The 16,676-nt window shown below is 69.9% G+C and carries 20 protein-coding genes and 1 tRNA gene; 5 read left to right on the top strand and 16 right to left on the bottom strand.

All coding sequences use genetic code 11. The annotated features are described in order from the left end of the window. Positions 1–53: 53 nt before the first annotated feature. Positions 54–446: a hypothetical protein gene (locus ACNTMW_RS30485; RefSeq protein WP_426637410.1), complete on the bottom strand. Its 393-nt coding sequence runs from the start codon at positions 444–446 to the stop codon at positions 54–56. Positions 447–731: 285 nt separating this feature from the next. Next, positions 732–1,184, bottom strand: coding sequence for a GatB/YqeY domain-containing protein (locus ACNTMW_RS30480; RefSeq protein WP_426637409.1), 453 nt, complete (start codon positions 1,182–1,184; stop codon positions 732–734). Between the two features lie 54 nt (positions 1,185–1,238). Here ACNTMW_RS30480 and ACNTMW_RS30475 point away from each other — a divergent pair, with 54 nt between their 5' ends. From ACNTMW_RS30475 to ACNTMW_RS30465, 3 genes are all read left to right on the top strand, one after another. Further along, entirely contained in the window at positions 1,239–2,135 is an 897-nt protein-coding gene (locus ACNTMW_RS30475) for a metallophosphoesterase (RefSeq protein ID WP_426637408.1), read from the top strand. After that, entirely contained in the window at positions 2,132–3,292 is a 1,161-nt protein-coding gene (locus ACNTMW_RS30470) for an alpha/beta hydrolase family protein (protein ID WP_426637407.1), read from the top strand. The genes ACNTMW_RS30475 and ACNTMW_RS30470 overlap by 4 nt, the downstream gene beginning before the upstream one ends. Before the next feature lie 51 nt (positions 3,293–3,343). Then, positions 3,344–3,420, top strand: a tRNA-Pro gene (locus tag ACNTMW_RS30465). Between the two features lie 65 nt (positions 3,421–3,485). Here ACNTMW_RS30465 and ACNTMW_RS30460 read toward each other — a convergent pair. From ACNTMW_RS30460 to ACNTMW_RS30400, 13 genes are all read right to left on the bottom strand, one after another. After that, the gene (locus tag ACNTMW_RS30460; protein ID WP_426637406.1) at positions 3,486–4,655 is read right to left on the bottom strand and encodes a site-specific integrase; all 1,170 of its coding nucleotides are present in this window, start codon (positions 4,653–4,655) and stop codon (positions 3,486–3,488) included. Further along, the gene (locus tag ACNTMW_RS30455; RefSeq protein ID WP_426637405.1) at positions 4,655–4,846 is read right to left on the bottom strand and encodes a helix-turn-helix domain-containing protein; all 192 of its coding nucleotides are present in this window, start codon (positions 4,844–4,846) and stop codon (positions 4,655–4,657) included. The genes ACNTMW_RS30460 and ACNTMW_RS30455 overlap by 1 nt, the downstream gene beginning before the upstream one ends. Positions 4,847–5,094: 248 nt before the next feature. Continuing rightward, positions 5,095–6,369: a DUF3631 domain-containing protein gene (locus ACNTMW_RS30450; RefSeq protein ID WP_426637404.1), complete on the bottom strand. Its 1,275-nt coding sequence runs from the start codon at positions 6,367–6,369 to the stop codon at positions 5,095–5,097. Beyond that, positions 6,366–7,235 (bottom strand): bifunctional DNA primase/polymerase, encoded by an 870-nt coding sequence (locus ACNTMW_RS30445; RefSeq protein WP_426637403.1) that lies wholly within the window; start codon positions 7,233–7,235, stop codon positions 6,366–6,368. Before ACNTMW_RS30445 ends, ACNTMW_RS30450 begins: the two co-directional genes overlap by 4 nt. A 24-nt stretch (positions 7,236–7,259) precedes the next feature. Continuing rightward, entirely contained in the window at positions 7,260–7,784 is a 525-nt protein-coding gene (locus ACNTMW_RS30440) for a DUF6197 family protein (protein ID WP_426637402.1), read from the bottom strand. Continuing rightward, positions 7,784–8,056, bottom strand: a complete 273-nt coding sequence (locus ACNTMW_RS30435) for a hypothetical protein (RefSeq protein WP_426637401.1) — start codon at positions 8,054–8,056, stop codon at positions 7,784–7,786. The genes ACNTMW_RS30440 and ACNTMW_RS30435 overlap by 1 nt, the downstream gene beginning before the upstream one ends. Beyond that, on the bottom strand, positions 8,053–8,304 hold the full coding sequence (locus ACNTMW_RS30430) for a hypothetical protein (RefSeq protein ID WP_426637400.1): 252 nt from the start codon (positions 8,302–8,304) through the stop codon (positions 8,053–8,055). Before ACNTMW_RS30430 ends, ACNTMW_RS30435 begins: the two co-directional genes overlap by 4 nt. Positions 8,305–8,445: 141 nt before the next feature. Beyond that, positions 8,446–10,662, bottom strand: a complete 2,217-nt coding sequence (locus ACNTMW_RS30425) for a cell division protein FtsK (protein WP_426637399.1) — start codon at positions 10,660–10,662, stop codon at positions 8,446–8,448. A gap of 92 nt (positions 10,663–10,754) precedes the next feature. Beyond that, positions 10,755–10,916, bottom strand: a complete 162-nt coding sequence (locus tag ACNTMW_RS30420) for a hypothetical protein (protein ID WP_426637398.1) — start codon at positions 10,914–10,916, stop codon at positions 10,755–10,757. A 9-nt stretch (positions 10,917–10,925) separates the two neighbouring features. Continuing rightward, positions 10,926–12,119, bottom strand: coding sequence for a hypothetical protein (locus ACNTMW_RS30415; RefSeq protein ID WP_426637397.1), 1,194 nt, complete (start codon positions 12,117–12,119; stop codon positions 10,926–10,928). 18 nt (positions 12,120–12,137) lie between these two features. After that, positions 12,138–12,803 carry an NUDIX domain-containing protein gene (locus tag ACNTMW_RS30410; protein ID WP_426637396.1) on the bottom strand — a complete coding sequence of 222 codons (666 nt, stop codon included), beginning with the start codon at positions 12,801–12,803 and terminating at the stop codon, positions 12,138–12,140. After that, positions 12,800–13,174 carry an RRQRL motif-containing zinc-binding protein gene (locus ACNTMW_RS30405; protein WP_426637395.1) on the bottom strand — a complete coding sequence of 125 codons (375 nt, stop codon included), beginning with the start codon at positions 13,172–13,174 and terminating at the stop codon, positions 12,800–12,802. Before ACNTMW_RS30405 ends, ACNTMW_RS30410 begins: the two co-directional genes overlap by 4 nt. Continuing rightward, positions 13,174–13,401, bottom strand: a complete 228-nt coding sequence (locus ACNTMW_RS30400; protein ID WP_426637394.1) for a DUF6284 family protein — start codon at positions 13,399–13,401, stop codon at positions 13,174–13,176. Before ACNTMW_RS30400 ends, ACNTMW_RS30405 begins: the two co-directional genes overlap by 1 nt. 147 nt (positions 13,402–13,548) lie before the next feature. On the opposite strand from ACNTMW_RS30400, the gene ACNTMW_RS30395 reads away from it, so the two are divergent. Together ACNTMW_RS30395 and ACNTMW_RS30390 are read left to right on the top strand one after the other, a co-directional pair. Beyond that, complete coding sequence (locus tag ACNTMW_RS30395) at positions 13,549–14,334, top strand: GntR family transcriptional regulator (protein ID WP_426637393.1); 786 nt, start codon at positions 13,549–13,551, stop codon at positions 14,332–14,334. After that, positions 14,331–14,852: a GNAT family N-acetyltransferase gene (locus ACNTMW_RS30390; protein WP_426637391.1), complete on the top strand. Its 522-nt coding sequence runs from the start codon at positions 14,331–14,333 to the stop codon at positions 14,850–14,852. The genes ACNTMW_RS30395 and ACNTMW_RS30390 overlap by 4 nt, the downstream gene beginning before the upstream one ends. Before the next feature lie 10 nt (positions 14,853–14,862). Here ACNTMW_RS30390 and ACNTMW_RS30385 read toward each other — a convergent pair whose 3' ends face one another. Continuing rightward, positions 14,863–16,116, bottom strand: coding sequence for a DUF6575 domain-containing protein (locus ACNTMW_RS30385; RefSeq protein ID WP_426637390.1), 1,254 nt, complete (start codon positions 16,114–16,116; stop codon positions 14,863–14,865). Positions 16,117–16,676: the final 560 nt, after the last annotated feature.

The raw sequence follows: 16,676 nt of genomic DNA, 5'->3' as shown, positions 1-16,676 counted from the left end.
TCGGTGACCCACCCCCGCTCTCGTCGTCGGCCGGGCGTATCCCGCGTGATCAGTTACCAGGGGTACTGGCAGCGCGGCAGGCCGTACGCGCTGGGGTTCGCATCGAAGTCCCAGCTGGTGTACATGTACTCGGCCGCCAGCCACCCCCAGGCGCCGTAGTCGTCGCCCTGCGTCTTGTACCAGGTGTAGTTGCCACCGCCGTGGAGCTCGCCGGTCGACCAGCACGAGAACCAGCTGTACGTGGTCCGGAGCGTGTCCACGCGCTCGCTGCTCGGGTTGGCGAGCGACGGCTTGTCACGGATATAGACGGGCGCCTTGTTGTTGCACCACAGCTTTCCGCCGCTGACGCCGCAGGACGCCGCGTGGGCGGGGGTCGGCCCGGCCACGAGAACGGTGGACGCCACGACCGCCGTACCGGCCAGGGCGCCGAGCTTGCGTACCCTCACAACTCCTCCAGGACGAATCCGGGCGGCCGTCCTGCGTCATGGTCATCGGGTGACCGTGACGCGGGACGACCGCCGATCTTGGGAGGAGTATCGGGCCGCCCGACATCAAACAGCCATCGTCGGGCCATCGTCGAGGCGGGACCGCCGACCATCACGGCGCACGACCGGCCCACCGCCGGGCACGACGCGGTGACCGCCGCGCCACGACGGTCGCGATTCGGGCAGGAGGGCAGTTCTACGGGCCCCGGCCACTCAGCCCGCCGGTTGCCGGCGGGCCCCGGCCACTCAGCCCGCCAGTTGCCGGCGGACCTCGGCGGCGACCCGACCGCCCTCGGCCCGGCCGGCCACCGCCGCGTTCGCCGCCTTCATCGCCGGCCCCATGCCCTTCGGCCCGGCGAAGTCGCCGCCCGCGAGCGCGGCGGCGACGATGTCGGCCAGCTCGGCATCCGACAACTGCGCCGGCAGGTACCGACCGAGGATCTCCTCCTCGGCACGCTCCTTGGCGGCCTGGTCGGACCGGCCGGCGTCGGCGAACGCCGTCGCCGCCTCCCGCCGCTTCTTGGCCTCCTTGGTCAGCACCGCCAGGACCTCGTCGTCACTGAGCTCCCGGGCAGCGGTACCGGAGACCTCGGCGGTACGGACGGCGGCGAGCGCCATCCGCAGCGTCGACGTCACCAGTTCGTCCCGCGCCTTCATCGCGGCGTGCAGGTCTGATTCCAACCGTCCCTTGAGCGTCATGACCACGAAGCTACCGAAGCGTCACCGCAACCGCTGCCGGATAATCTGGCAGGCATGGCCAAGCGATCCACATTCCGCCGCGTCGTGACGGGCACCGCGGCGCTCGGCGCCGCTACCCTCGCGTACGCCTCGCTCGTCGAGCGCAACCTGTTCACGCTGCGCCGCTACGACGTACCGGTGCTCGCCCCGGACGCGGAGCCGCTCCGGATCCTGCACCTGTCGGACCTGCACCTGACCCCCGGTCAGCACCACAAGCAGCGCTGGGTCGCCGACCTGGCCGCCACCGACCCCGACCTGGTCGTGGTGACCGGCGACAACATGGCCCACGTCGACGCCGTGCCGGCGGTCCTGGCGGCGTTCGGGCCGCTGCTGGACCGCCCCGGCGCATTCGTGTTCGGCTCCAACGACTACCGCGGGCCGGTGTTCAAGAACCCCTTCTCGTACTTCCAGACCGACCGCGAGTACGTACAGGGCGTGGCGCTGCCGGCCGAGGAGCTGCGGGACGCGCTGACCGGGGCGGGCTGGGTCGACCTCAACAACGCGCGCACCACGGTCAAGGCCGGTGGGCGCGTCGTGGAGCTGGTCGGGGTGGACGACCCGCACGTCGGCCGCGACGACTACCCGGCGGTCGCCGGGCCGGCCGACCCGACGGCCGACCTGCGCGTCGCGCTCACGCACTCGCCGGAGCCGCCGGTCGTGAACGCGATGGCGGCCGACGGGTTCGACCTGATCCTCGCCGGGCACACCCACGGCGGCCAGGTCTGCGTACCCTTCGTCGGCGCCCTGGTGACCAACTGCGGGCTGGACCGCCGGATGGCCAAGGGGCTGCACCGCTGGCCGGGCTCGGACGCGCTGCTGCACGTGTCGGCCGGGCTGGGCACCCACCCGACGGCCCCGGTCCGGTTCGCCTGCCCACCGGAGGCATCGGTGCTCACCCTGCTCCCGCGATGAGCGCCGATCCGCTACCGGCGGTGCCGGCGGCGGTACCCGCCGTCCGCCGGTGGCCCCGCCGCACCGCGTACGGGCTGGCGGGGATCGCCCTGCTGGTGCCGACCAGTACGGCCAGCGCCGGCTGGTACTTCGCCAACCAGGTGCTCGACGCCCGGCCCCGGGAGTACCCGCTGGGGATCCGGGACTTCGACGGCGAGCTGGTGACCCTCGGCCGCACCGAGGACACCGCACGCGACGTGCCCTACGGGCTGCTCTGGCCGACCGGACACGCCCGGCTCGGGGCGGTCGTGCGCACCGACCGGGCCACCGTCGTCCGGCGGGTGGACGAGGTCACCCGCGGTGTCCTGCGGGCCGGTATGCGGGCGGGGATGAGCAGCGCCGTCTTCGACGGTGATCCGCTGGCCGCGCGGGGGCTGCCTTTCGAGGAGGTGACCGTCCCCGGCGAGCTGGGGCCGCTGCCGGCGTGGCTGGTCGGGGGCTCCTCGTCGACCTGGGTGATCGCGGTGCACGGGCGGGGTGGCAGCCGGGCCGAGGCGCTGCGGGCCCTGCCGACCCTCGCCGCGCTCGGGCTGCCGACGCTGGTCACGACGTACCGCAACGACGCCGACGCCCCGCCCAGCCCGGACCGCCGCTACCACCTGGGCGCGACCGAGTGGCGGGACGTGGCGGCGGCCATCCGGTACGCCCGCTCCCGGGGCGCCTCGGACGTGATCCTGTACGGCTGGTCGATGGGCGGTGCGGCGACGATGATGACGCTGCGCCGGGCCCGAGAGGCCGAGCACGTGCGCGCCCTGGTCATGGACTGTCCCGCCCTCGACTGGACGGCGACGCTGCGTCTCAACGCCCGCCGGCGCGCCCTGCCGCCGCCGCTGACCTGGGCCGCGATGCGGCTGGTGGAACAGCGCCTGGGAGTCCGGCTGGCCGAACTCAACCAGGTACGCCATGTGGGTTCGCTGCGGGTGCCGACGCTGGTCTTCGTCGACGGCGACGACGTGATGGTCGACCCGGCGCCGACGCGCCTGTTCGCCCGACTGCGCCCCGACCTGGTCCGACTGGTGGAGACCTCCGGCGGTGGGCACACCCGGTCGTGGAACGTCGATCCGGCCCGGTACGAGGCGGAGCTCGCCGACTTCCTGGGGCAGGTCACCGCGAGGTGACACCCCCCGTTGCTCCTGGGGTTCTGTACGCTACTATTGCTCGGCACGCCTCGGGGTGTAGCGCAGCTTGGTAGCGCGCTTCGTTCGGGACGAAGAGGTCGTCGGTTCGAATCCGGCCACCCCGACCAGGCCAGAGGGCATATCTCATCGCGAGATATGCCCTCTGATCTTTCCTGAGTGACTATCTGAGTGACTACGCTGCCGAACCGTGCGGCTCGGCGTCGAAGATCCGGTCCATGGCTACCGCCCCGTTGAGAAGTACCGGCCGTAGCTGGTGGCGGTAGACCTTCTCTGTGACGGTGGTCCCAGAGTGGCCGCAGAGATCAGCGATGTCCTCGATCCGGACTCCGCTACTCGACAGCACGGATACGAAGCTGTGTCGTAGCTCACGGGGTGTCCAGTCGGCCGGGTCGAGTCCGGCCCTCTTGGTCACGAGCCGGAACGCGCGCCGGACGTTCGCGGCGTCCAACGCCAGTCCAGTGGAACTGGCGAACACGATCCCCTCGTCATGCCAAGTCTTCGCCCGATCTCGATCCCGCTTCTGCCGTTCGCGGTGCCGACGCAGCGCTTCCACACAGCGCAGCGGCAACGCGAGGGTCCGCCGTGACTTCTTGGTCTTGGTGTCTCCACCGGCCCGCACCGAGTGCCACACCTGGATGGAGGGTGGCACCAGCGGATCGGCGTCGGGTTGGCCGTCGAGGTCGACGTGATCCCAAGTGAGTGCACGGAGTTCTTCGGTGCGCGCCCCGGTGAGCAGAGAGAGCACCACGTACGCATGTAGCTTGCTGTCCTCGGCCGCGTTGAGTACCGCCTTCGCCTGCTCCAAGGTCAGCGACTTCGACGGGCGGCCCTCCTGCCCTCTCGGGATGGTGCACAGGGCGACGACATTGCGCTTGACCTTGTCGCGCGCCATGGCTCGGTTAACCGACCGATTCAGGCAGGCGTACAGCTCCCGCAGAGTCCGAGTGCTCAGTATCTCGGCCTTGTCGGCAAGCCACCGGTCAACATCCGTAGCGCTGAGTTCACGGAGCTTCCGGGCGCCAATCGCAGGGATGATGTGTGACCGACACAGGTGTGTGCACTTGTCGACGGTGCCCTTCGCCCGCCCGTTGAGGCCATAGGTGAGCCAGTCGGTGACCGCATCAGCGACAGTGAAGCTCTGCGGCGCGATGACCAACCCGTCCTCGTGATCGCGCAGAACCTCCTTGAGCTTGTCCCTCGCCTCCGTCTTGGTCTTGCCGCTCCCCCGGCGCACGATGCGCTTTCCAGCCGGCGTGTACCCGACGGTGACTGAAGCGATCCAGCGCTGACGGGCTTCGTCCCAATGCAGCCCACCGTCGCCACGGCTTCGACGCTTGGTCATCAGGCCGCTCCTGCCATGCTCTCGCGCTCCAACAGAGCGACGTAATCGGCAATGGCGGCAGCGGAAACACGGACGGCGCGCCCCTCCCTGACGACGCGCAGCCGACCCGCCTTGATCTGCTCATAGATCACGGTTCGGCTCATGCTGAGCAGAACCATGGCTTCGGGGATGCGGTAGAGGGCCTTGCGCATCTGTGGGGCCTCCCGTAGGTGGTCATTCGGCGGCGTGAGGCGGTCGGTAGGGCGCTGCGCGGGTTGGGTGGTCGCCGGGCCGGTTTGACCTACGACCGTCGGCACCCTCGATCCTGTAGCCCGCTGTACGGGCCGTAGAGGCAAGATCTCCGCCTCCCCGATGTGCTGGGTAGGAGTTGGCGCGCGTAGGCCATCTGAGGTAGCCGATTTTTGGGGTGCGCTGGGCGCCGACCGACGGGTGCGGGTGCTCATGCGGCGCCCTCGGCGAGGTGTAGCCGCCGGGTAGCCGTACCAGCCGTACCAGCCGTATCAGTGCTGGTCAGGGCTGGTACGGCTTTTTCGGTGGTACGGCTTGAGCCGTACCAGACTTCAGGCCGTACCGGGGTTGAGCTGGGAAGATACGGCTGGTACGGCTGGTACGGCGCGGGTGCGGTCGAGTCGTCCGTGACGGGTGCGTAGCGGTTCCAGGCGTCCACGAAGTCGGCCCGGTAGTAGCCCTTGGCCTGCCCAATCGGGGCGGCGAATCGGATCGTGGTCGAGCGGATGTCGTACTCGCGCAGCAGCGCGGCGAGGCGCATCGCGTTCAGGCCGGTGTTGGCGTATTCGGCCCACGGCGCTTCCGGGTCGGCCTTGAGCCGATCGAGGAGCACGGTGGTAGGGATCGCGTCGGCCTCGCCGAACGCGGCGCGGCAGTCGGTGAGCAGCCGGATGCGGTCGGAGGTAGCGGTGGCGCCGTCACGCTCGGCGGTCAGGGTCTCGGCGGCGTGCCGGCCCCGGTCGGGCCAGTGATTGCCCGCGAGGTCGGCGACCGCGATCAGCGGCTCCCAGGTGTCGGCGGCCCGGTCCTCCAGCGGCATGGCCGGTTCGGCGCGTTCTAGCTCGGCGAGGTGGGCGGACAGCCATGCGGTGAGGTCGGCGGCCAGGGCGCGCAGGGCGGGTGCGTCGCGGCGGTGTCGGTACGGGGCGACGGTCTCCCCGGCCGCGCGGCGGCGCATGCGGATGACGGCGGCGCGGTCTTCGATGGTGTCGGGCATGGCGCCGATGCCGGCGAGCGCGGCCATCGCGAACGTGGGGATCTGCTCCAGGGTGCGGGTGTTGGGATCCCACCGGATTGCGGGGCGGTTGCGCTGGTGACCGGCGTTGAGTAGCCCACGCAGGTCTTCGTTGGTCTTGGCGTTGTCGCCACCGAAGATCGTGTCGGCCTCATCGATGAGCAGCGTGGGTGGGTTGTCCGAGCCGATCGCCCGGTACACGGCGGCCGGGGACGCGTTGACCGTGATCAGCGGGTTGTGGCAGGTGGCCTCCACGATGTCAAGCAGCCGGGACTTGCCGCAGCGCTTCTCGGGTGCACGGATGACCAGGCGCGGGGCGTGTGCCCACGCGGGTTGGGCGTGGGTGGCGGCGATCCACAACACGGTGGCGTCGATCGCTTCAGCGGAGGGCAGGATCACGTACCGGGTCAGCGCGGCGTGCAGCCGATCGAGAATGGCGGCGCCGTCGGTCGGCGTCTTCGGGGTGGTCATGCGGGGACTCCTTCGGCGGTGAAGCCGCCGGCGATGGCGGCGGCGATGTCGCGGTCGGTCTGGTCGGCCTCACGGCCAGCGGCGGTCAGCGCGGCGACAGCATCAGTGCGGGTGATGGCCCCGGCGGCGACCATGCGGGCCACGCCGCGGGCGGCGCCGTACAGGGTGGTTCGGCGCTTGCCGACCTCGGCGCGGGCGACCGCATCGAGGTGCGCTTGCAGGAGCGCGGCCGGGGATGAGATGCCCCCCGCGCGGCGCAGCGGGGTCGGTGTGGGGGCGGGCGGTGCCGGCGGCGCCTCCGGTGTGGCGAGGCAGGCGGACAGCAGCGGCGGGGGCATCTCACCCATCGGCCGACCACCGGCCCACCGGTACGGCCGGCGGGTGGCCGGGTGCACCGATGGCGGGGCGACCACGTACCCGCCGTCGGCCTTGATGTCCACGCCGGGGTGGCCGGGCAGCGGCCGGGACAGCACCGGCACGCCGGGGTGGCGGTAGTACAGGTGCCACCCGTAGCCACCGGTCGCCACGGTCGCGGTCGGCGGCATCAGCGCCCGGTCCAGTTGTCCGCCGTGGCCGGGGTCGATGTCGACCACCAGCAGCCCGGACACGGTGCCGGTGCGGATGGCCAGTAGCCCTCCGGGAACGGCGGCGACTATCGCGGTGATGCGGTCCGGGTCGCAGGTGGCGGCGTAGAAGCCGTGGCAGGTCAGGCACTCGCACGCCTCCCGGTCATGGTCGCCGGGCGGGGCGGTGCGGCAGGTGTCGCAGTTGGCCACGGGGCGTTTGGTGCGGCCAAGCAGGAACACGGCCAACCCGGCGACGGCGTAGCCGAGCGCGGCGGCCAGCTTCGGTGCGGTGTCAGGCATGATGCGTGCCTCCACTTCGGTCAGTCAGGCGGTACGGCGGCGGGTGGTCAGGTCAAACAGCGCGGCGCTTGCGCCGCTCCTGTTGGTGGTGTCGCCGGTCGGGCGGGCGCGGCCGGCGAGGTCGACCACCACGGCCAGGTGCGGGGTGTGCAGGCGGGTGCGCGGCGCGGTCGACGCGGCGGCCCGCAGCGCGGCGATCACCTCGGCCGGGGTGCGGCACGATGCGGCGCTCCATGGCCGGATCGGGGCGCGCATGCCGGCCGCGCCGTGCCGGCACAGGTGGTCGGTCAGCGCGTCGATGACCTCGGCGTAGTTGCGCTGGACGTGGTCGGGCGTGCTCTGCATGAACCACTTCGGCGCACCCACCAGCGCGGCGCGGATCGCGCCGACCATCGATGCCGGGTACAGGCCGGTGCGGTGCGCCGGGCAGTTGCGGGTGCAGTGGTCGTGGGCGTCGTAGAGGTGGCCGGGGTACCAGCCGTGCCGGGCGATGTAGTGCGCGGCCGACCGCAGCACCTCGGCCACCGTGCGCAGGTCCGGGGCGGGCATTAGGCGGCCCTCCCGGTGCGGGCCGGGCCGACCAGCGTGCGCAGGTGGGTCAGCAGCGCGGCCAGCCGGAGTCGGGCGGCCGGCTCGTCGGTGGGCAGCGCCACCGATAGCCGGATGTCGGCGTGTTCGCCGCCGTCGACCGCGCGGACGCGGGTGAGGACGGCGGTGCCGGCACCGGGGATCGTGACGGTGATCGGGTCGGAGCGGTGCTCGCCGAGGCCGCAGCGGTGCCCACCGGCACACCAGTCGGGGCAGCGCGGGCGGCGGTTCATCGGGTGCCGTCCTTGCGTAGGCGGGTGAGCTGGTTGTAGATCCAGCGGCCGGCGCGTAGCCGTAGGCCGCTGCCTCGGCAGGGCCGGCAGAGCCGGATGCCCCGGCCGGACGGGGAGCGGCGTTTGCCGGTGCCGGCGCAGCGGCGGCAGGCGCGGAACGGCCAGATCCAGCAGCCGATCGCGTAACCGAGCGTGACGGCGAGCAGGGCGAGGATGGGCAGGCTAGCGGCGGTGACGAGGGGGTCCACGAACGCCTCCTGAGGCGGTTTTTGGGTGCGCGGGGCCGTGGGCTGCTAGTTGCTAGAGCCCAGGCAGGTTGTGGGTTCGTGTGCTAGCGGGGGTGCTAGCGCTAGCAGGTGTGGCCGCTAGCGCTAGCAGCCTCGGACCGGTTAGTCGGTGCCGGTCTTGCGGTTACGCTCCGCGATTGCGGCGAGGAGGTCGGTGTGCTTGATGCCGCGCCGGGTGGTGGCCTTGCCGTCGATGCGCCGGCCCACGTCGCCGACCTTGATCAGCGGGTGCGGCTTGAGCGCGGTGGTGAGCTGCGCGGCCTCCCACCCGCCGTACACGTCGGGGCGCAGCTCGGCCAGCAGCCCGCACAGCGTCTCGTTCCAGACGGCCTTGTCGTCGCCCGGCCACACGCGGGCCAGGTCGCCGAGCACGTCCGCGACCGGGGCCACCTCGCGGGTCTGCTCGTCGGGTTTGGGTAGGGTGCCGGCGGCCTGGCGCAGCGCGACGGCGCGGGCGACGACCTTGGCGGCCTCGGTGGTGTTGACGTAGTACGACTTGACCGCCGAGGGCTTGGGTCCGAAGCCGCGCAGGATGCCCCATCCGGCCTCATCGACCGGCACGAACACCGTCGCTCGGTAGCCCTGCTTGTAGGCCGAGGTGCCCAGGATCATGTCGTTGGCGGTCTGGTCAGCGACGGACAGGCAGAACCGGGAGTTGACGTTGCGGGTGATGCCGGTGGGCAGGCTGTCCTTGTCGGGGATCTGCGTGCCGATCAGGATGATCACACCCAAGGCGCGGCCGAGCTTGATGACCTTCTCCAGGATCTCGCCGGCTTCCTTGGCGTACTTGCTGGTCATCAGCTCTTGCAGCTCATCGAACCACGCCACCAGGGGGTGCAGCCCTGAGCCCTTGAGCGACGCCAGCTCGGCCGTGACCTTGTTCTCCGGGGCCTTGCCGAGGCGGGCGTAGTGCTCGATGCGCTTGGAGCGGCGGCGGCACTCCTCGTACAGCCACTCGATGAACGCGAAGCACCGGGCCAGGGTCTCGTCATCGAAGCCGTTGCCGTACTCGGCCATGACCTGTTCCAGCACGGCGAAGTCCCCGACGCCCTTGAGTTCGTAGCCGCGGATCTCGGCGCGCGGGTCCAGCGAGGCGGCCAGCAGCAGGGTGCGCAGCGCGAACGTCTTACCCGAGCCGGGCTGACCGCCGAACAGCCAGTTGCGGAACATCAGCTCGGCGTCGATGGCGTCCAGGCGCGGGGTGGTGGCGAACGGGAACGCCTTGAACAAGTCGACCTTCGCCCCGGTCGACAGCAGCGGCCAGGGCGGTTGCGTCATCTGCGACGCCGGTTCGTAACCGACCCACAGCGCCAGCCGGCCGGTGTGACCCGGTGCGGGCTCGGGCCACACCTGATCCAGCGGCAACCGCATCGCCGAGGCGAGCTTGCCCCGACGGGCCACCACCTCGGACGCCTCCACCCCGTAGGGCAGGTCAACCACGGCCAGGTGGCCGGGGCCGTCGCGGTGGATGTCCACGGGGAAGCTGATCGCCTTCGCGTCCTTGGCAACGGCCGAGTTGATGGCCGGCAGTTGCAGCGAGGTCAACGCCCGGCGGACCAGCTCGGCGGTGAGCTTGCGGTAGCGGGTGCCCTCGGTCACCCGATCGGTGAGCGGCTTGTCCGCCGGCCGTCCGAGCGTGGCCAGCAGCGGCAGCACTGCCGCCAGTGCGGCCCATCGCCACCACGACGGGCCGAGCGCCAGCACGATCGCACCGGCCACCATCGCGCCGGCCGAGGCGGCCAGCACCCACCACCGCCAGACCGTCTGGCGCTGCCGGCGGGCGTCGAGCTTCATCCACGTGTCGGCGTCACCCTTGTTCGCGGCGGCCTGCCGCAGGTGCCAGTTACCTTCCTCGGCGCTGGCCCAGTGCAGCGCCCGGCCGACGCCCCGGAACAGGCCAAGCGGCGCGTAGACGGCCGTCTTCGCCGCGTACTTCGGCAGTCGCACCGCGTGGTAGGCGGTGACGTAGCCGGCGTCGCGGCTCTGGTGCCGTACGGCGGCCCGGAAGCCGCGCCACGACCTGGCCCAGTCGGCCAGGATCGGCCGGCGGTTGCGCTGCCGGGCCAGCACATCGCGGGGGATGTCCTCGGCGGCGTCGACCGGGCCGCCCTCGCGGTCCGGGGTGTCGGCGATGCTCTCGGCGTCCTCGCCGTCGTCGGCCAGGTCGCTTCCGTCACCGGCCGACGTGACGGATGCCCCGCGGCGGGCGCGGGCGTCGTCCAGGTCCACCACCTCGGCATCCGGGCTGGCGGTCGGGTCGGTCAGCTCGGCCTCGGCGGCCTGCCAGTCGAAACGGTCGTCGTCTCGGGGGGAAGTCATGATGGGGGTTCCTCCAGCGGGTCTGTCAGATCGGCAGGGGAGCCGGCGGCACGGCGCAGGTTGGGAGCCGGTGGCCGTGCCGCCGGGCGGGGTCAGGACTGGTCGGCCTTGCGCTGCTGGGCCTGCGAGGCGAGGCGCTGCTTGATGGCCTTGTCGCTGAACATCTGCGGGTTGGCCTTCTGCGCGCGGCGGCTCAGGTCGCTCATCTGCTGGTCGCTGATCGTGTTCGGGACGGTGGTCTTCTTGCCGAACATGGGTTCTCCTCAGGCGGCGATCGACGCGGGGTCGGTGACCGGCGTTGCCGCAGCGTGCGGCGCGGATGCTGAGCCGGTCGTGGGGCGGGGGCGGTGGCGCTTGACGGTGCTGACGCTGACCTCGGCGAGCCGGGCGATGCGCTCGTGCGGGGCGTTCGGTTCGGCGGTGTGCGCGGCGATGACCCGCTCACCGGCGGTCAGCGACCGGGCGGTGACCCGCGCCGGGCGGACCGGCTCACGAACCGGCGTGACCGGCTCGACCGGGACGGGCCGGGACGGCTCGACCGGCTCACGCCAAACCGGCGGCGCGGCCGGGGTCGGCGTGTCGGTGGCGTTGTCGGGTGCGGGCCGGGTGGCCTTGTCCGTGCGGGCCTGCGCGGCGGCGGCGCGGCGGGCGGCGCGCTCGGCGTTGTAGCCGTCCCACGCCTTGCGGGGGTCGCGCTCGTTGTGCTCGATCGACCACCGGGCGGCCATCAGGGAGCGGATCGGGAACATGCGGCGGCGCTTCGGGGAGAACTCCACCCCGGCGTCGTCAATGAGGTTGGCGTCCTCGGCCAACAGTTGGACGTGCTGCGCGCGGCGGGTGTGCAGCCCCCACAGCCAGGGCGAGAGCAGGGACAGCAGCGCGAACGCGACCGCCGCCGAGGTGGGGGTGATGCCTTCGGCGAAGTGGGCGTAGTTGATGGCGGCGACCACGGCGGCGATCAGCCAGGCGGCGCGGCGCAGGCTGGCGGCGGTGGCGTGGGCCTTGAGCATGAGCGCGTCGTGGGCGTGCCACTGGACGTAGACGGCGATGGACTCCAGGGCGGCGGAGAACGCTACCGCGAACGCCACCCGAGACGGCCCGTTCCACGCGGCCGGGGCGATCTCGGAGTAGGCGTAGGCGGCCTGCGCGTAGGCCGCGCCGCCGTTGATCAGCAGCAGCGGCAGCACCGGGCGCAGCTTCGCGGCGAACTCCGCCCGCGCCTTGCGCTGCCGCTCCCGGCGCTCGGCGCGCTCGATGCGGCGGGCGGCGTCGCGGCGGCGGCGCTCCTGCTCATCGGCGATGGCCTGCCGGCGGGCGTGCTCGGCGGCGGCCTCCTGCTGCTCCCGGTCGAGCTGCGCCATCAGCCGGGCGCGCTCCACCTCGGCGGCGGCGGACTCGCGTTGGGCCGCCGCGCGGGCGGCCAGGATCGTCGGGTCCTCCGGCGTACGACGAAACATCGGTCGGTGTCCTTCCGGTCAGTCGGTGAGGATGTCGGCGAGCAGGTCACGGTGGGCGGCGAACACCTCGCCGCCGTGCACGTCCGCCAGGTAGCGGACGACGCACGGGAAGTCGACGGCCGGCGCCCACTCGGCCCGGCGGGCGTCGTCGAGGCCGACCACGTCCGGCAGCACCTCGTACGAACCGAGGTTGAACCGCACCGGGGTGGTGACCATCCACGCCTCGTCCGAGGCGCGCGGGTCCGGCACGTACCGGGCCGGCAGCACCTCGTACGGCTCCCGGCTCGGGTCGACGGTTAGGCCGGTCTCCTCGGCCAGCTCCCGCGCGGCGGCGGCCAGCGCGGTCTCGCCGGGGTCGACGTAGCCGCCCGGCAGTGCCCAACCGTGGCCGTCGGCGCGCTCGACCAGGACCAGCCACCGCCAGCCGCCCGGCGTCGTCGCGGTGACGATCGCGTCGGCGCACTGCTGCTCGCCCCAGTGGCCCAGCTCGTTGCGGCCGTAGCGGATGCCGGTCGGGGCGTACGGGTTGACCGGCCGCCCGTCCACAAGCGGGAAGGGGATCGCGGCGGCGGCGCGGCGGGCGGTCCAGTCGATGGCGGCGGGGTCCATGGTCGGGTCGGCCCACGACGCCCCGGCGGCGATGCCCTCCAGGACGCTCGGGTGGGTGTAGGTGCGGGGGTTCATGCGGCGGCCTCCATGGGATTCGCGCAGTCAAGGCACTCGCCGAGCGAACGCGGGATGTAGTAGCCGCACACCTGCCGGCAGGTCGGGCAGGTACGGCGAGCGCGCAGCGCGGCGGCGATGGCCTCGCGCTGGCGCGCGGTGGCGGTGCGCTTGGGCTTGGCGGCGTCAACGCGGTACAGGTACGCCGCGCGGGTACCGCCGATGCCACGCCACAGGATCTGCGCGGCGACCGGCTGACCACCGGGGCGAAGACCCTCGGCGCGCAACTGCCGCGCCGTGGCGTAGCCGGCCGGGGCGCCCCGCCACGGGAACGTGGGGATCCCGTACCGGTCGCCCGTCGGGTCGACGTACGCCGCGCGGTAGCGAGCCATCAGGCCGCGCTCCGGCGGGGCGTGATGGAACGGGACGCCAGCGCGGCGGCCTCCCGCAGCACGCGGGCCTCAGCGCGGCGGAGCCGGCGCCAGTCCAGCTCGGACAGCCGGCCCCCGTTGTTGAGGATCGAGATCTCAGCGTCGAGCAACTCCACCTCGGCCTCGATCAGCGGCATTTCGCGCTCGATCGCGGCGAGGTCTTCCGTGGTCGGACCCTCGTCCGACACTGCGGATCGATGCGGCCTCACGTCGTCCTCCACTCGGCTTGTTGGATTGGTACCAACAATTGGTATGGAGCCATCGTGGTGGCCTCGCTGGCGCGTTGTCAAGAGAGGTGAGACCATTTGTTGGTACGAACCAGGAGGTCTCACTGAATGGCACAGTCGAACCCGCTATACCGCCGGATCGCCGCTGACCTGCGCGAAGCCATGCGCACCGGGGAGCTTCGCCCCGGTGACCGCCTCCCCACTGAGCAGGAGTTGGGCGAGCGCTACGGCGTCTCGCGGAACACCGTCCGGCTCGCGCTGGGCATGCTCACCAATGAGGGCGCCATCACGAGCACGCCGGGACGCGGCACGTTCGTGCGGGATCGAGCCATGACGACCTACCACGCAAGCTGGGCCGAGCAGCGTGATCGCATGTCCAGCGACCAGGCCGACGCGTACCGAGCCGAGCTAGCCAGTCAGGGCAGGCAACCGGAGTACCGCGACTTCGACATGCGGATCGTGCCGGCCACCGTCGAACTTGCCGAACGGCTGTGCGTGGACGAGGGCGACTCGCTGGTCTCGCGCTCTTTCCTGCGGTTGGTTGACGGGGAGCCGTCCAGCTTGCAGGACAGCTACTACCCGATGGACATCGCACAGGAGTGCGGCCTGATCACGCCACACGACATCCCGCAGGGAACCGTGCGGGCGATGGCCAACCACGGCCACGTCGAAGTGGGCTACGTAGACGAGATCCTCACCCGCATGCCCTCACCCGACGAAGTCCGGAAACTGTCACTTGGGGCAGGCGTGCCTGTCCTGGTCTACGTCCGGACCGCCTACACCAAGCAACGGCCGGTGCGGCTCACCCTGACGACCTTCGCCGGAGACCGTAACCGCGTGGTCTACGAACTGGGCGAGCTTGACGCCTATCACAGAGAACAGCCCGCCCCGTGATCATCGAACCGGCCACCCTCGATGACCTTCCGACGATCACTGCCATGCGTGAAGAGGCGAGCGCATGGTTGCGCGAGCGCGGCATCGACCAGTGGCGCGAACCGTGGCCCACCTACGATGCGATGGTGGAGCGAACCGCAGCGAGCATCCGGGCCGGTGAGACCTGGATGGCACGCGACGACAGCGGGGCCACCACCGCTACGGTCGCGCTCGACACGTTTGCTGACTCGCGACTGTGGACGCCGCAGGAGCAGCAAGACCCGGCGCTGTACCTCCACCGGCTGATCGTCCGGCGTGGTTGGGCCGGACTCGGCAGCAAGATTCTTGACTGGGCTTGTGACCGCGCGGCGCAGCTCGGCAAGGAGTGGGTTCGTATCGACGTGTGGACTCACAACGAGCCGCTGCACAGGTACTACCTCAGCAACGGCTTTGAGCACGTGCGCACGCTCAACCTTGAGGATTACCCGTCCGGCGCGCTCTTCCAGCGACAGGCAAACGGCGACCACAGCCAACGCTAGTGACGCACTGCTAAATGTCGCTACGAGGTTCCGCTAGTGGCAGCCCGGACGCCATTATGACCCCGAACGGGTTACCTATCGCAGTGAGCCGATAAGTCTTTGTCACTTCACTACTAATATTCGAAAACTGCTGCTGAACTAGAATCTCAGCCGAGTAGAAGTACTCAAACCCGGTCGGCAATCCCTCAATTTGACCGCGAGCTTCGTTGTCCATATAGCCCGAGTACTTCGAGTTTGTGTGGGGGTCGTAAAGCTCGAAACTTCCAGTCCGAAGATTAACACCAACCAGATTCACATTCTCAAGATACTCCCTGAGCACTTCCTGCCCAACTTCACGAAGAAGCGAAAGACTATACCGAATCTCCGGCGACTTAAGCCCTGCGTGAGCCAATGTCCCATCCGGCGTCGCCGCGTATGCCGTGATGCCAGTCTCTTCATCCATCAGCGCTTCGAGTAACGCTCGATACTTTGCTCGCACACGGGGTCCATAGCTTGCGACCAGAGAGCGCAGAGCTTCCGGCGCCCCACCTTTCTCCAAGAGTTCAATAAGGCGCTGACACGAGCCGGCCAATACCGGGGATTCCATCAATCGACTATCATGACCCGTCGATCCAGCAACAAGAACAAAGGATGCCGCGCGACTCTCCCTGAATACCAACTCGGTTTCACGCAGGATGTCACTGGGGATTGCACCGCGTGGAGTTGGCCTTCCTACCTGCTCCTGCGCCAATGCATCGATCGTGTCCTGCAAGCTCCCTGTCAATCGAGACAAGGACCGCAAGGGCAGCTCGGTTCGCAACTGCCCACGTGGTTCAATCTCCACCGCAAGAAGTGTCCGAGACTCGCTGACGGACTCTTCCGCCAATTCTTCCGGTCTGAAATGCGGCCGAGTCTCGGTGGAAAGTTGAATAAATGCATTATCCGCCGGAAGGTGACTTTCTGGAATGTCATCTACGGCAATGAGGCGTAGAGCATTTCGGTTCTCGACATAGTTTGCGGTCACCTCAAAAACAGAGCCATCTTCCGCTCTCCGAAAAGCTTCCCGCAACCCTAGCCCGCCACTTCTTAGAGACTGGAACCGAGGCTCCGATAAAGGCAGGTATAGGTAAATCTCGCTTTCATCGTCCTCGCTCACCATAACCGCGAGGTACCGACGGCCACTTCGTGACAGGACGGTGAAGAGCTTTGGCCCTTCATGTTCGAAGAACACCTGGTCAATACGAAGGACACCCAGGAATGTTCCCTGTGGGGGCACGAGGCTCATAGCGCAGCCTCCACTACAGTCGCTTGCGGAACAATCACTGACTTCGCCGGCCACCAAGAATGGTGAGACTCCCCCATCCCAATCGAGGGCGAGTGGCGGACCCACCCGTCCTCCGGAGTAAGCCTGATGACCGCGATAGCCTTCCCTCGCGCCCACGGTATCGCCTCACGCGCAGTGAGCAAGTCTTCGATGCGGGCGAAGATCGAGTGCGAATGACAAATGCACCTTTCCGGTTTTCCGGCACATTCCCCCCGGGCCTTCCTGTACGGAAGGACCCAATCACCGGACCCAGGAGCGCTACCCACCTCACTATTCTTGCTCACGAGGCGGTAAAAGTCTCCATTTGGTGCTACTGCGTCGTCAGGGGGACAGTCAGGCGGGAGGAGGGGAAGATCCACCATGGACGGCATGGTATCGGTCACCGTCCATGATCGGAGCATCCTTATACGTAGATGACTCGATCTTCCAACTCCCCGTAGCCACTTGGCGTTTGCCCGTACCCCCTTCGGGCAGCATCTACACCAACACAGCCAGTTGCTAGCCGCCTGGGTGCTGTCCGA

The organism is Planosporangium spinosum, from assembly GCF_049999945.1.
Classification (GTDB): domain Bacteria; phylum Actinomycetota; class Actinomycetes; order Mycobacteriales; family Micromonosporaceae; genus Planosporangium; species Planosporangium spinosum.
Note: the sequence above shows the minus strand (reverse complement) of the source record. Positions and strands in the feature narration are given on the sequence as shown.

Excerpts from the sequence above, each read along its gene's own strand:
- ACNTMW_RS30460 (WP_426637406.1), bottom strand. The coding sequence starts at position 4,655 with ATGACCAAGCGTCGAAGCCGTGGCGACGGTGGGCTGCATTGGGACGAA.
- ACNTMW_RS30455 (WP_426637405.1), bottom strand. The coding sequence starts at position 4,846 with ATGCGCAAGGCCCTCTACCGCATCCCCGAAGCCATGGTTCTGCTCAGC.
- ACNTMW_RS30405 (WP_426637395.1), bottom strand. The coding sequence starts at position 13,174 with ATGGCTCGCTACCGCGCGGCGTACGTCGACCCGACGGGCGACCGGTAC.
- ACNTMW_RS30475 (WP_426637408.1), top strand. The coding sequence starts at position 1,239 with ATGGCCAAGCGATCCACATTCCGCCGCGTCGTGACGGGCACCGCGGCG.
- ACNTMW_RS30420 (WP_426637398.1), bottom strand. The coding sequence starts at position 10,916 with ATGTTCGGCAAGAAGACCACCGTCCCGAACACGATCAGCGACCAGCAG.
- ACNTMW_RS30395 (WP_426637393.1), top strand. The coding sequence starts at position 13,549 with ATGGCACAGTCGAACCCGCTATACCGCCGGATCGCCGCTGACCTGCGC.
- ACNTMW_RS30425 (WP_426637399.1), bottom strand. The coding sequence starts at position 10,662 with ATGACTTCCCCCCGAGACGACGACCGTTTCGACTGGCAGGCCGCCGAG.
- ACNTMW_RS30410 (WP_426637396.1), bottom strand. The coding sequence starts at position 12,803 with ATGAACCCCCGCACCTACACCCACCCGAGCGTCCTGGAGGGCATCGCC.
- ACNTMW_RS30385 (WP_426637390.1), bottom strand. The coding sequence starts at position 16,116 with ATGAGCCTCGTGCCCCCACAGGGAACATTCCTGGGTGTCCTTCGTATT.
- ACNTMW_RS30470 (WP_426637407.1), top strand. The coding sequence starts at position 2,132 with ATGAGCGCCGATCCGCTACCGGCGGTGCCGGCGGCGGTACCCGCCGTC.
- ACNTMW_RS30440 (WP_426637402.1), bottom strand. The coding sequence starts at position 7,784 with ATGCCCGCCCCGGACCTGCGCACGGTGGCCGAGGTGCTGCGGTCGGCC.
- ACNTMW_RS30480 (WP_426637409.1), bottom strand. The coding sequence starts at position 1,184 with ATGACGCTCAAGGGACGGTTGGAATCAGACCTGCACGCCGCGATGAAG.
- ACNTMW_RS30435 (WP_426637401.1), bottom strand. The coding sequence starts at position 8,056 with ATGAACCGCCGCCCGCGCTGCCCCGACTGGTGTGCCGGTGGGCACCGC.
- ACNTMW_RS30415 (WP_426637397.1), bottom strand. The coding sequence starts at position 12,119 with ATGTTTCGTCGTACGCCGGAGGACCCGACGATCCTGGCCGCCCGCGCG.
- ACNTMW_RS30450 (WP_426637404.1), bottom strand. The coding sequence starts at position 6,369 with ATGACCACCCCGAAGACGCCGACCGACGGCGCCGCCATTCTCGATCGG.
- ACNTMW_RS30445 (WP_426637403.1), bottom strand. The coding sequence starts at position 7,235 with ATGCCTGACACCGCACCGAAGCTGGCCGCCGCGCTCGGCTACGCCGTC.